This window comes from Flavobacterium fryxellicola (assembly GCF_900143245.1).
Lineage (GTDB): Bacteria > Bacteroidota > Bacteroidia > Flavobacteriales > Flavobacteriaceae > Flavobacterium > Flavobacterium fryxellicola.
The window spans coordinates 202249-214953 of record NZ_FRDK01000004.1 but is presented as its reverse complement, the minus strand read 5'-3'; the positions used below and the strand labels follow the sequence as shown (position 1 = coordinate 214953).

The 12705-nt window shown below is 34.5% G+C and carries 14 protein-coding genes; 12 read left to right on the top strand and 2 right to left on the bottom strand.

All coding sequences use genetic code 11. From position 1 onward, the window contains the following. Positions 1-23 precede the first annotated feature (23 nt). The 9 genes from BUA03_RS08795 to trpA all read left to right on the top strand — a co-directional run bounded on the left by BUA03_RS08795 (position 24) and on the right by trpA (position 8223). On the top strand, positions 24-593 hold the full coding sequence (locus tag BUA03_RS08795; RefSeq protein ID WP_066081456.1) for a YceI family protein: 570 nt from the start codon (positions 24-26) through the stop codon (positions 591-593). Positions 594-956: 363 nt separating this feature from the next. After that, on the top strand, positions 957-2357 hold the full coding sequence (locus BUA03_RS08790; RefSeq protein ID WP_066081459.1) for an anthranilate synthase component I family protein: 1401 nt from the start codon (positions 957-959) through the stop codon (positions 2355-2357). 94 nt (positions 2358-2451) lie between these two features. Then, positions 2452-3018 carry an anthranilate synthase component II gene (locus BUA03_RS08785; protein ID WP_066081462.1) on the top strand — a complete coding sequence of 189 codons (567 nt, stop codon included), beginning with the start codon at positions 2452-2454 and terminating at the stop codon, positions 3016-3018. Positions 3019-3092: 74 nt separating this feature from the next. Further along, on the top strand, positions 3093-4085 hold the full coding sequence (gene trpD, locus BUA03_RS08780; RefSeq protein WP_066081467.1) for an anthranilate phosphoribosyltransferase: 993 nt from the start codon (positions 3093-3095) through the stop codon (positions 4083-4085). Between the two features lie 48 nt (positions 4086-4133). Then, a complete protein-coding gene (trpC, locus tag BUA03_RS08775) occupies positions 4134-4922 on the top strand; it encodes an indole-3-glycerol phosphate synthase TrpC (RefSeq protein WP_066081470.1) in 789 nt (262 codons plus the stop codon). 142 nt (positions 4923-5064) lie between these two features. Beyond that, positions 5065-5688 carry a phosphoribosylanthranilate isomerase gene (locus tag BUA03_RS08770; RefSeq protein ID WP_449403955.1) on the top strand — a complete coding sequence of 208 codons (624 nt, stop codon included), beginning with the start codon at positions 5065-5067 and terminating at the stop codon, positions 5686-5688. Positions 5689-5707: 19 nt separating this feature from the next. Further along, positions 5708-6889: a tryptophan synthase subunit beta gene (gene trpB, locus BUA03_RS08765; RefSeq protein WP_066081474.1), complete on the top strand. Its 1182-nt coding sequence runs from the start codon at positions 5708-5710 to the stop codon at positions 6887-6889. Between the two features lie 188 nt (positions 6890-7077). Further along, complete coding sequence (locus tag BUA03_RS08760) at positions 7078-7398, top strand: gamma-glutamylcyclotransferase family protein (RefSeq protein WP_066081478.1); 321 nt, start codon at positions 7078-7080, stop codon at positions 7396-7398. Positions 7399-7461: 63 nt separating this feature from the next. After that, positions 7462-8223, top strand: a complete 762-nt coding sequence (gene trpA / locus BUA03_RS08755) for a tryptophan synthase subunit alpha (RefSeq protein ID WP_066081480.1) — start codon at positions 7462-7464, stop codon at positions 8221-8223. A gap of 247 nt (positions 8224-8470) precedes the next feature. Here trpA and omp85 read toward each other — a convergent pair whose 3' ends face one another. Continuing rightward, positions 8471-9862: an Omp85 family outer membrane protein gene (gene omp85 / locus BUA03_RS08750; RefSeq protein ID WP_245792593.1), complete on the bottom strand. Its 1392-nt coding sequence runs from the start codon at positions 9860-9862 to the stop codon at positions 8471-8473. A gap of 106 nt (positions 9863-9968) precedes the next feature. Then, the gene (locus BUA03_RS08745) at positions 9969-11003 is read right to left on the bottom strand and encodes a helix-turn-helix domain-containing protein (protein WP_066081486.1); all 1035 of its coding nucleotides are present in this window, start codon (positions 11001-11003) and stop codon (positions 9969-9971) included. A gap of 412 nt (positions 11004-11415) precedes the next feature. Between BUA03_RS08745 and BUA03_RS08740 the strand changes: the two genes are divergently transcribed. The 3 genes from BUA03_RS08740 to BUA03_RS08730 all read left to right on the top strand — a co-directional run bounded on the left by BUA03_RS08740 (position 11416) and on the right by BUA03_RS08730 (position 12499). Next, positions 11416-11721, top strand: a complete 306-nt coding sequence (locus BUA03_RS08740; RefSeq protein WP_175542102.1) for a hypothetical protein — start codon at positions 11416-11418, stop codon at positions 11719-11721. 164 nt (positions 11722-11885) lie between these two features. Beyond that, the gene (locus BUA03_RS08735; RefSeq protein WP_066081488.1) at positions 11886-12257 is read left to right on the top strand and encodes a hypothetical protein; all 372 of its coding nucleotides are present in this window, start codon (positions 11886-11888) and stop codon (positions 12255-12257) included. Between the two features lie 8 nt (positions 12258-12265). Then, entirely contained in the window at positions 12266-12499 is a 234-nt protein-coding gene (locus tag BUA03_RS08730; RefSeq protein ID WP_066081491.1) for a type II toxin-antitoxin system HicA family toxin, read from the top strand. Positions 12500-12705 lie beyond the last annotated feature (206 nt).

Here is a 12705-nt window from a genome sequence, read left to right as displayed (position 1 = left end):
TCCCATTTTAAACACGAAAAAAAATGAAGAATTTCAAATCAATCGCATTAGCATTAGTAGTCGTTCTAACTACTTTATCTGTAACAGCACAAACTAAAAAAGTAGATGCTTCAAAAAGTTCAATCAACTGGACCGGAAAAAAAGTAACGGGTGAACATGAGGGAACCATCAACCTAAAAGATGGTGCATTAGTTTTTAAGGGAAAAACACTAGTGGGAGGAACATTCAATGTTGATATGACATCCATTATTGCTACTGACTTAAAAGCTGGTCAAGGAAAAGAGAAATTAGAAGGTCACTTGAAAGCGGATGACTTTTTTGGAACTGATAAATTTGCTACAGCAAATTTAGTTTTCAAAAAAATAGTTGCAAAAGCTCCAAATATATATGTAGTAACAGGAGATTTAACCATTAAAGGAATTACTAAACCAGTTACTTTTGATCTTACGACAACTGCAAATACAGCGACAACTAACGTAAAAATTGACAGAACTAAATACGATATTAAATACGGTTCTGGAAGTTTCTTCGACAGCTTAGGAGACAAAGCAATCAACGATAATTTCGACTTAGCTATTATTTTGAAGTTTTAAATTTCAGTACAATTATTTTTCAAACCCTAACAATTCTTGTTGGGGTTTTGTTTTGGATAAAAATCCGTGATTAAAATTTATTTAACAATAAAAGTCGAATTTTTAATTTTTTTAACGCTTAATATTTTTGAATAGTCAAATTTCATTTATATATTTGCTACAACAAAATAAAACATGAAAACAATTTTAAACAATACTTGGTGGTGGAACAATTTACGTCAATCGTCGTGAACTAAGCTCCTATAGTATTATTAAAACTATAAATATAAAAGGCTTGTCATCACGACAGGCCTTTTTTTTGTTCCAATTTTTAATTAATTAGTTCTGACAAGTTGCTACTTTTCACTACCAAACAAAAACAAAATGAAACCTTTTTTACTAAATACCCATTACAAACAAATTCTCGCTGACACGATTACTCCTGTGAGTGTGTATCTTAAAATTAGAGATAAATTTCCAAATAGTCTATTACTGGAAAGCAGTGATTATCATGGGAATGACAACAGTTTTTCGTATATCTGTTGTAACCCAATTGCTACTATAAAAATAGAAAATGAAATTATTCATACGACTTTTCCTGATGAAAGTTCGCATAAAACAACTATTGATGCTACTACTGATATTCCACAAGTCATTCAGGAGTTTGCAGGGCAATTCAAATCCGAGAAAAATAATTTTAAGTTCATCAACAACGGATTGTTTGGCTACATTTCTTATGATGCCGTGCGCTATTTTGAGAAAGTAACTATTGCCAAAAAAGAAAATAGCAACACCATACCGGATGTGTACTATGCAGTGTACCAAAACATCATTGCCATCAACCATTTCAAAAATGAAGCGTATATTTTCTGTCACAGTTTGGATGGTAAAAATAACATTTCAGAAATCGAGCAATTGCTGCAATCTAGAAATATCGCTTCCTACAAATTTTCTAAAGAAGGAGAAGGATTTTCTAATTTAACAGATGCCGAATTCAAGCACAATGTGGCTTTGGCCAAAAAGCACTGCTTCCGTGGCGATGTGTTTCAATTAGTTTTGTCAAGAAGATTTACTCAAGGTTTCAAAGGTGACGAATTCAATGTGTACAGAGCGCTGCGAAGTATTAATCCATCTCCTTATTTATTCTTTTTTGATTATGGTGATTTCAAAATATTTGGCTCTTCACCCGAAGCACAAATCATTGTAAAAGATCGTAAAGCCGAAATTCATCCTATTGCAGGCACTTTCAAACGAACAGGTGATGATGAAAAAGACGCCGTATTAGCCAAACAATTATCAGAAGATAGAAAAGAAAATAGCGAGCACGTAATGCTGGTTGACTTAGCCAGAAATGATTTGAGTAGAAACGGACACGATGTCAATGTCGAAAAATATAGAGAAGTACAATTTTTTTCTCATGTGATTCACTTGGTTTCAAAAGTAACGGGGCATTTGCATCAAAATGCAACGACAATGCAAGTCGTAGCGGATACTTTTCCGGCAGGAACATTAAGTGGCGCTCCCAAACACCGAGCAATGCAGTTGATTGAAGGGTATGAAAAAACCAATAGAAATTTCTATGGTGGAGCAATTGGTTTTATGGACTTTGAAGGTAATTTTAACCATGCCATAATGATCCGAACTTTCTTGAGCAAAAATCATCAATTGCACTCTCAAGCGGGTGCTGGAATAGTGGCCAGCTCTGACGAAGAAAGCGAAATGCAAGAAGTTTACAACAAACTAAGAGCGCTGAATGCTGCTTTAGATTTAGCGGAAACAATATAAAATAATTTAGAGATTCAATAATTTAAGAATTTAAAGATTGCTGAAACACTCAAATTTTTCAATCTTTAAATCTTTCAATTTTTCAATAATAAAAATGAAAAAAATACTAGTCATAGATAATTACGATAGTTTCACCTACAATTTAGTGCACTATCTAGAAGATTTGAATTGTGAAGTTACTGTTTATAGAAACGACGAATTTGATATTGAAGAGATTGCCATTTTTGATAAAATACTTCTTTCGCCAGGTCCTGGAATTCCTGATGAAGCTGGTTTATTGAAAGATGTCATTCGGAAATATGCACCTACCAAAAGCATTTTTGGAGTGTGTCTCGGACAGCAGGCCATTGGAGAAGTTTTTGGAGGAACACTTTCAAATCTTGACAAAGTATACCATGGTGTAGCCACAATGGTAAAAACAGTGGTCGATGATGAACTTTTATTTGAAGGATTAGGAAATGAATTTGAAGTAGGGCGGTACCATTCTTGGGTAGTTGACACTAACTTACCTGATGTACTTGAAGCCACCTCATTTGACGAAAATGGTCAAGTAATGTCCTTGCGACATAAAACCTACGATGTGCGCGGTGTTCAGTTTCATCCAGAAAGCGTCTTGACACCAAATGGAAAAAAAATATTAGAAAATTGGGTAAATAGCTAGACATAACGTCAAATGTCATAATGTCGTAAGACTTTAAGGCCATCGACTTTCAACTTTAAGACATATTTAAAAAAATGAAAAACATATTAAACAGATTAATCAATCACGAAATGCTTTCTATTGCAGAAGCCAAAGAGGTATTGATTAACATCTCTAAAGGAAGTTACAACACAAGCCAAATTGCGTCGTTCCTTACTGTGTACATGATGCGTAGCATCAGTATTGATGAACTTGCTGGCTTTAGGGAGGCATTACTTGAATTATGCATTCGAGTTGATTTGTCTGCCTACAACACGATTGATTTGTGTGGAACTGGTGGCGACGGTAAAGACACATTCAATATTTCTACTTTGGCTTCATTTGTTGCTGCAGGAGCGGGAATAAAAGTAGCAAAACATGGAAATTACGGTGTTTCCTCTGTTTCAGGATCCAGTAATGTCATGGAACAAATGGGTATCAAGTTCAGTAGTAATGCTGATTTCTTAGAAAAATGTATCGACAAAGCAGGAATTGCTATTTTACATGCACCTTTATTTCACCCAGCCATGAAAAATGTGGGTCCTATACGAAAAGAATTAGCCGTGAAAACATTTTTTAATATGTTGGGACCAATGGTAAATCCGTCCTTTCCAAAAAACCAATTGGTTGGGGTTTTCAATTTAGAATTAGCCAGAATGTATGCTTATTTATATCAAAATACCGATGTGAATTTCACTATTTTGCATTCGCTTGACGGCTATGATGAAGTTTCTTTGACAGGTCCTACAAAAACAATCACTAGTTCGATGGAAGGAATGCTGCATCCAGAAGATTTTGGCGTTCGACTTTTGCTGCAAAGCGAAATCGAAGGCGGAACCACAATTGAGGATTCGGCGCAGCTTTTTACCACTATTATTTCAGGAAAAGGTACCGAGGCACAGAACAATGTGGTTTGTGCCAACGCTGGAATGGCCATTGCGACCGTGACAAAATGTACTCCTTTAGAAGGATTTCAAATAGCGAAAGAAAGTTTATTATCCGGAAAAGGACTTTTATCTTTGCAAACGCTACAAGAATTGAGTAGATAAATAAAATTTTACAAGTAATTATTTAGGGCCTTTACGGCAAAATAGAAAATGAACATACTCGATAAAATAATAGTTGACAAAAAACGAGAAGTCATTCTCAAGAAATCAATCATTCCAGTTTCACAACTAGAAGCGTCTGTTTTCTTCGAAAAAAAGACACTTTCATTGCGTGCTAATTTATTAAATAGCACCTCCGGTATTATTGCAGAACACAAACGTCGTTCCCCTTCTAAAGCAGAAATAAATTATAGTTTTACTGTTGAAGAAGTAACAAAAGGCTACGAAAATGCTGGTGCTCGTGGCATCTCGGTTTTGACGGATGGAAAATATTTTGGAGGTTCGTTAGACGATTTACTTTTGGCAAGAGCCACGGTCAACATTCCGTTATTGCGAAAAGAATTTATTGTAGATGAATACCAAATCCTGGAAGCCAAAGCGCATGGCGCTGATTTAATTTTGCTAATTGCAGCGGTTTTAACCCGAGACGAAATTAAATCCCTGTCGGAATTTGCAAAAAGTTTAGGACTCGAAGTCTTGCTTGAAGTGCACAATCAGGAAGAACTAGAAAAATCGATTATGCCCACATTAGACATGATTGGGGTAAACAATAGAAACCTAAAAACATTCGAAGTGAGCTTGGATTTCAGCAAGCAGTTGGCAAACCAAATTCCAGATGATTTTGTGAAAATTTCAGAAAGTGGAATTTCATCCACCGAAGCCATTAATGAATTAAAACCTTTTGGATACAGAGGATTCTTAATTGGTGAAAACTTCATGAAGACGGATAATGCTGGTCAAGCAGCAACCGAATTTATCTCACGATTAAACAAAATATAAAACATAAATTTCAAGAATTTACACCAATTTCATCGTTGGAAGTTCGAAAAATCTGCGATAAAAGCTTAAAATGAAAAAAAATACAAACCATCAAGGTATTTCGGCTCTCTCACCTTCGGGTGGTCCCGACGCTTCGGGAGGAGTGGGAATTAAGATCTGCGGAATGAAATACCCTAACAATATACTCGAAGTAGCCTCGCTCCTACCTGATTATATGGGATTTATATTCTGGGATAAATCCACTCGGTATTTTGATGGCGTGATTCCACCTTTACCCAAATCGATTAAAAAAGTGGGTGTTTTTGTTAACGAAAGTATCGCTGTTATTTTGGCGAAAGCGCAAACTTACGATTTACAAGCCATTCAATTGCACGGTCATGAATCGGTTGCATTTTGTACTGAACTAAGGCTCGCAATTGGTAATGATATTGAAATAATAAAAGTATTTTCGGTTGCTGCTGATTTTGAATTTGAGTTAACGCAGCCTTTTGAAGCTGTTTGTGACTATTTCCTTTTTGATACCAAGGGAAAATTACCAGGCGGCAATGGAACAACATTCGATTGGACAGTCCTAGAAAAATATCCATCGACCAAACCTTTTTTTCTGAGCGGTGGTCTCGGATTGGAAGAAATCGATGTGACAAATGCAATTTTAACAACACATTTACCCATTCATGCTTTGGATTTAAATAGTAAATTTGAAACGGGGCCTGGATTAAAAGACAAAATTTTATTAAGCAAGTTTCAGCATAAATTGAAACATTAAACTTTTAAACTTAAAAAAAATGAGTTACAACGTCAACGAAAAAGGTTACTACGGTGATTTTGGAGGTGCTTTCATTCCTGAAATGTTATATCCAAATGTCGAAGAATTACGTCAGAATTATTTAAAAATCACAGCAGAACCCTCTTTTCAAGCAGAATTTGATGACTTGCTAAAAGAGTATGTAGGTCGCCCTACGCCGCTGTATTTTGCAAAACGCTTGTCAGAGCACTACAACACTAAAATCTACCTCAAAAGAGAAGATTTATGCCATACAGGTGCGCATAAAATCAACAACACAATTGGACAAATTATTCTTGCAAAACGTTTGGGCAAAACCAGAATAATTGCCGAAACCGGTGCAGGTCAGCATGGTGTAGCCACTGCGACCGTGTGTGCATTGATGGGATTAGAATGCATCGTGTATATGGGCGAAGTCGACATTAAGCGTCAAGCACCAAATGTGGCGCGCATGAAAATGTTAGGAGCTGAAGTTCGTCCTGCCAAATCAGGCTCAAAAACCTTGAAAGATGCTACCAATGAGGCCATCAGAGATTGGATCAATAATCCTGTTGACACCTATTATATTATAGGGTCTGTTGTAGGACCACATCCGTATCCAGATATGGTAGCGCGTTTTCAAAGTGTTATCTCAAAGGAAATAAAAGAACAACTATTGGAAAAAGAAGGACGTGAAAATCCGGATTACTTAATCGCTTGCGTTGGTGGCGGTAGCAATGCCGCAGGAACTTATTATCACTTTCTAGACAACGAAGACGTGACAATTATTGCTGTTGAAGCAGCTGGTTTAGGAGTTGATTCTGGAGAAAGTGCAGCTACCTCTGCTTTAGGAAAAGTGGGAGTTATTCACGGTAGCAAAACACTATTGATGCAAACTACTGATGGCCAAATCACAGAACCATACTCCATTTCTGCAGGTCTGGATTATCCGGGTGTAGGACCTATGCACGCTAATTTATTTGTAACTGGAAGAGCACAATTCATTTCAATAACCGATGCGCAAGCTATGGATTGGGGCATCAAATTGTCCCAAATGGAAGGGTTAATTCCGGCCATCGAAAGCGCGCATGCTTTTGCCGTTCTTGACGAGATGAAATTTAAACCAGAAGATATTGTAGTCATCAACCTCTCCGGTCGTGGCGACAAAGATTTGAATACCTATATTGATTATTTCAAATTATAAAGGCGTTCGCACTACTTAATTTTAGGGCGTTCCCTCGCTTTCACTAGCGTTGCAGCAAGGTCAGGTTTTTCGTTGCAATCTTTTTCACCTCGCAAAAAAGCGAGCTAAAAAAGGATTTTCACTCCACCCCTTAACGCAAAAAAACGAGTACACAAAGCAGTTCAATTCAGATTTTGAAAATAGAAACTATGGAAAAATTATTCGCGTACGGTAGCCTTCAAAATGAGGACATACAAAAAGATCTTTTTGGACGAATTCTTGAGGGAACTCCTGAAAAACTAATTGGTTATATTGTAAAAAAAATTCAAATTGAAGAAGAATTTGGGTTGGTCTACTATCCTATAATTACAGAAACGAACAAGCCTGAAGATACAATCAACGGAATAGTTTATGCCATAACCACAAAGGAACTGCATCAATCGGATCTTTACGAAGGATTGCATTACAAGCGTGTTGAAGTACAGCTGCAGTCGAAACAAAAAGCTTGGGCGTACAGCGCAGCTATTTAGATCAGTTAATTACGAAAAAATTAGGGTTTCTATACCCTTTAAAATTTGATAATAAATACAATAATGAACAGAATAAACCAAAAATTACAGGAAAACAAGAAAGTACTTTCTATCTATTTTTCGGCAGGATATCCCAACTTAAAAGATACCGTACAAATCATTCAAGACCTAGAGAAAAATGGCGTAGACATGATCGAAATCGGGTTGCCTTTTAGCGACCCTTTGGCCGATGGACCTACTATTCAAGAAAGTTCTACGCAAGCGTTGCACAATGGAATGACAAGTCAAGTCTTGTTTGATCAATTAAAAGACATCCGAAAAACCGTTTCTATTCCGCTAATTATTATGGGCTATTTCAACCCAATGTTGCAGTTCGGAATTGAGAATTTCTGCAAGCAGTGCGCTGCCATTGGTATTGACGGACTAATCATACCCGACCTTCCCGTAAATGTGTATGCGGACGAATACAAAAGCACTTTCGAAAAATATGGATTAAAAAATATATTCTTGATTACACCACAAACTTCTGTAGAACGCATCCATTTTATTGACAGTGTTTCTGATGGATTTATTTATATGGTGAGTTCAGCGAGCGTGACAGGATCACAAACTGGTTTTGGCAACGCACAAGAAGACTATTTCAAACGCATTGCTGATATGAATCTGAAAAATCCACAAGTTATTGGTTTTGGAATCAACAACAAAGAAACCTTCGAGCAAGCGACTCAATTTGCTAAAGGAGCGATTATTGGAAGTGCTTTTATTCAGGATTTAACAAAAAACGGCAGTGGAAAAATTAGAGAATTTGTAGAAGCAATTCGATGAAATTCTTTTTCATAAGTAGTCAACGGCGTTTAATCTCAGTACAAAAAGAGATTAAACGCTTCTTTTTTACACTAAAATAGACATTCGTTTGTAAATATTTTTTTCTATGAAAAATAAGTCCACCATGTATCAGAATTACATACCTAAATTAAGGTAGATGAGTTAGATTATGTCAGACCTATATACAAGTTGTACGCGATATCAGAAAACCGCATAAATAAGAAATAATTAGCAGTAAAATATACAATTAGAATGCTTGCCCAATACCTACATAAAATAGTTTATCTTCTTTTGATATTCCATAATCGAATGATATTATTGTTGACTGATTCCAAGCAACTCTTGCACCCAAACCATAAGAATATTTAATATTTTTAAAATTTAAATTTTGCCATTCATCTCTTACCGTTCCTGCATCAAAAAATGGTGCGACACCAAAAGCAAATCTTTGTTTACCCAATTTTGTTTCTGCAATGCGGTATCGGAGCTCGACATTTGTAAACCACAAGGAACGTGCTAAAAATCTATTTGCTCTATAACCTCGTAAAGATTGTTTTCCACCAAGTGAATTAATACTTCCTTCTGGACTCCATTGGTCTTGAAATTCAAAAAACGGTGCGTTTTTTCCAAAAATATTTCCTATTCCTAATCGTCCAGCTATCACCGTTCTTTTTCCAAAAGGTAATTTTTGGTATGCTCTTGCTTGAATAAAAAGTTTGTTAAAATCAAATTGCGAACCAATGTATTTACTAGAATATTCATTAGCTATTTCAAAATAATAACCTTTAGTTGGGTCCGGTTCAAAATCTCTTGTATCAAATATTAAAGCGGTTTGCAATATTGAAATCCAACCCCCTTCTAATCCAGAAATTTTGCCTTGGTCATAATCTCTTTGCAAAAGTGAGAATCCATTGGGAGCGGAAGTTTCTTCTCCTGTAATTGGATTTATTGCATCTGCTTCTTCGCCTTCAAACGTTTTATAACTTAAATGTTGAATTTCATAACCGCTCATTATGCGCCATTTCCCATTGCCTAGAGCATAATCTGCTTTTAGATTAAGCATATATTCGGTTTCCCTAAATCGGTTAGACAATGCATCTGTTACAAAGGCTGCTTCCCCCACTCCGCCTGGTCGTAACGTTTTTCGAGCCTTGTCAAATGCTGCATAGGTTGAAAAAGTAGTGTTTTCATCTGAAGGTAATCGAAGATTTCCTACCGTTGATTCCGTTGAACCAAAGTACAAATTTGCTGGGTTTTGCTGTGCTTTAAAATCAATCTTAAATCTCCAACGCGTGCCTTTATAATAAGGAACATCCAACGACAAAATTAATTCTCTTGCGTTTGAAGTATAATAAGCCACATTGGCTTTTAATTTTGCTAAATAGGGTGTATAAGCAAAAAGAGGGTTTGTGCGTTCTCCATTCCAGTAGAAATTACTTCTAATTCCAAAACCAAAACCAGTAACTGGATCAGATGAAAAATCAGGTAAACCTGTTGCGAATGTTCCTTCACGTTTTTTCAAAAGGTCATCATCAGACATTTTTTTTGATTTTATAAAAGAAAGTGAATCCTTTACTTGCGCATTAATAGAATAAGTGCAACTAGTTAAAAGGAAACAAAGCACTATTTTTTTTGACATTTCTCGTATTGACATTTTTAATAAACTTATTAATTATCCATCAAATATCGTAAGCAATTAATAATGTGAAAAGAAATGCAAGTACAGAATAATTTATTTGCACTCATTAGCCAATTTTCAAGAGATTTTTCTTGAATTGAGTAGGCGTTAAACCTTTGAATTTCTTGAATATAGCGTTAAAAGAAGATTTAGAATTAAAACCAACCTCTGTGGCAATTCCTAAAAGTGTAAAATGATTGTTTTGATCACTTTTTAACCTATTTATAAATTCTTCAACTCGATACTCATTTATAAAATCTTGAAAACTGGTGTTCATATGCTCATTTAAAACTTCCGAAATGTATTGACGTGGAATAGTAAGTTTATCCGAAACATCTTGGATTGACAATTTTCCATTTAAATATAATTTATCAATTTCCATTGCATTAATTAAATCTGCTTTGTACTTATTTATTAATTCTGAATTTAAGTTGGAATTCTTGTATTTACTAATTTCGATTTTAGGTACTATTTCTGAATCATTATTTAACAATTTAAAAGCAATAAAATAGAATAAAAACGCAACAATTAATAAAAGGTAGGTTTTAAAATTTTGGTCCGTGAACAATGGTAATTCTGACAATCCTACTATTGTAAGTATATCATTTATAAATGAAAATATGAATAAAATAGCGATTGGAACAACAAAATAAATAACCCAAAGTTTCTTTTTACCAGAAAGAATTGAATATAAAATAGTAGACAGGTAAACTATAAAAGATAATTCTGTGATTATTTCAAAAATTTCGACAATCAGATTTTCCGCGAGCAATTGTATTTCAATTATTTCCAAAATAAAATACAGCACATTGGGAAGGAAAAACAGACAATCGATTTTTGTGAATTTTTCTTCTCCACTTTTATAATATCTAAAAAACAGAAAAAGGAAGGTTATGAAGAGCGTATTGTCGAAAAAAAACCAATCTGTATTTTGAATAAATAGATTATTTTTATCATCGCCAATAAGGTAAAGTAAAACAGAAAGTAAACTTCCAAACAACAACCAGAAAGTTGTTTTTTTATAAACTTTACGATTAAATAACAGAATAAAAAGGACAAAAAGTCCTTGTATTAGAGCGATTATCTGAATGGTTTTTAGCATTATTTTATTTAAAGTTGGTAAGATACTAAATTTGTAAATTAGAGGACTATTCAAACTACTTTTACAATATCTTGAAAAAGCAATTGAAAAAGTTATACTGTTGTTCTAATTAGAAAAAAACGAGCAGACTTTACTAAACTAGATGCTATCAATTGATGCAACTCTCAGGAAAAGAAATAGATTAATTTTTCAATAGAATAGGAATAAAAGACCACTCTCTCAAATGAAATAGATTGTCTGTATTTGCTCCTGATCGAAGTGGTAAGTAAGGAGCCATTTATCCCGCGCCGCAACGTTTACTTTAAATAAATTTCTGGCAAACACTGCTGTTAAGTCAGATACATTTGCAACACATAAAGTTCAGCGAATTAGTGCAAATACGATAACCAACTAAACGAAAACTTAAATTACAATGATAAATTATCACTTTAGAAAAGCAACTCTACCTGAAATTGCTCCAATATGGGAAATTTTACAACGAGCCATACGACGACGAAAAGAAGATGGCAGCAACCAATGGCAAGACGGTTATCCCGATCCAGCAGCTGTACAAAAAGATATTGGAAAAGGAGAAGGATTTGTTTTGGTTGAAGGAGAAACAATTAGTGGATATAGCGCTGTAGTAATCAACTATGAACCTGCCTATGACCAAATTGAAGGAAACTGGTTAACGAATGCGGATTTTGTCATACCAATAAATTTATGTGGTCGAAATTAGAGTACATTCATCTCAATTCATTGATAACTTAAAAATTATAAATTTAGAAAAAAGAAAAGTGGTTTTAAGTGCAGTGGTCATAAGTAGTTATTTTTGTCTTAAGCTTATTATTATTGACACTTTTTATATCTATATTTGTTATATAAAATCAACAAACTTAAAAAATGAGTTTTAACTTTAAGGATATCAAAGAATTTATCCGAATTAAAGGAAATAATATTAAAATTAAAATTTTAATATCCTCAGGTAAAGATGGTGAACACTTTGTAGTTGTTTCTCCAGCGCTATTAGTTAGCGGATATGGACCGACAGAGGAAGATGCTAAACTATCTTTTCAAGAAAATATTGAAACTTTTTGTGATGATCTAAGCAAATTATCACCTGAACAAAAAATTACTGAATTAAAAAAATTAGGCTTTTCCCAAGAAAAATATTTCACTAAAAACTTCTCTAAAGTTTATGTAGATGAAAATGGAGTACTACAAGGATTAGAACCGTCTACCCTAAAAACATCAATGCTTGAAGCGACTGTTTAATTTTTAATATGGGAAATAATAGACCAGTAAAAACTAAAGATTGGATTGCTTTTTTAGAAGCTCATGGATGCAAATACCAAAGAACAAAAGCTTCTCACGATCATTATAAATGTCCCGGATGTTTCAGAACAATTACACACAGAGAAAAAGATAAAGATATTCCCGCACTGCATGCTAAAACGAATTTAGCAACAATGAATATGACACTCCAACAATTATATGATTGGATCGATAAAAACTAAATCCCACCTGAATGAGGGATTTCCTTATAAATATAAATTAATAGCAAAGCCGATTATCCAACATTTGTTAAAATTAATAGACAATTAGCGCTATTTGAAAATGGGGTTGTATTTGGGTTATTTACGCTCGCACAGCTCCGCAAAATCTTCTTTTAAATAATAAATAAAGTCAATAATACAGATTAATACAAAATTTAAAGTTTGGT

Coding starts and splice junctions, on each gene's coding strand:
- BUA03_RS08760 (WP_066081478.1), top strand. CDS start 7,078: ATGGAAAAATTATTCGCGTACGGTAGCCTTCAAAATGAGGACATACAA.
- BUA03_RS08740 (WP_175542102.1), top strand. CDS start 11,416: ATGATAAATTATCACTTTAGAAAAGCAACTCTACCTGAAATTGCTCCA.
- BUA03_RS08735 (WP_066081488.1), top strand. CDS start 11,886: ATGAGTTTTAACTTTAAGGATATCAAAGAATTTATCCGAATTAAAGGA.
- BUA03_RS08730 (WP_066081491.1), top strand. CDS start 12,266: ATGGGAAATAATAGACCAGTAAAAACTAAAGATTGGATTGCTTTTTTA.
- trpA (WP_066081480.1), top strand. CDS start 7,462: ATGAACAGAATAAACCAAAAATTACAGGAAAACAAGAAAGTACTTTCT.
- trpC (WP_066081470.1), top strand. CDS start 4,134: ATGAACATACTCGATAAAATAATAGTTGACAAAAAACGAGAAGTCATT.
- trpD (WP_066081467.1), top strand. CDS start 3,093: ATGAAAAACATATTAAACAGATTAATCAATCACGAAATGCTTTCTATT.
- BUA03_RS08745 (WP_066081486.1), bottom strand. CDS start 11,003: ATGCTAAAAACCATTCAGATAATCGCTCTAATACAAGGACTTTTTGTC.
- BUA03_RS08790 (WP_066081459.1), top strand. CDS start 957: ATGAAACCTTTTTTACTAAATACCCATTACAAACAAATTCTCGCTGAC.
- BUA03_RS08785 (WP_066081462.1), top strand. CDS start 2,452: ATGAAAAAAATACTAGTCATAGATAATTACGATAGTTTCACCTACAAT.
- trpB (WP_066081474.1), top strand. CDS start 5,708: ATGAGTTACAACGTCAACGAAAAAGGTTACTACGGTGATTTTGGAGGT.
- omp85 (WP_245792593.1), bottom strand. CDS start 9,862: ATGTCAAAAAAAATAGTGCTTTGTTTCCTTTTAACTAGTTGCACTTAT.
- BUA03_RS08795 (WP_066081456.1), top strand. CDS start 24: ATGAAGAATTTCAAATCAATCGCATTAGCATTAGTAGTCGTTCTAACT.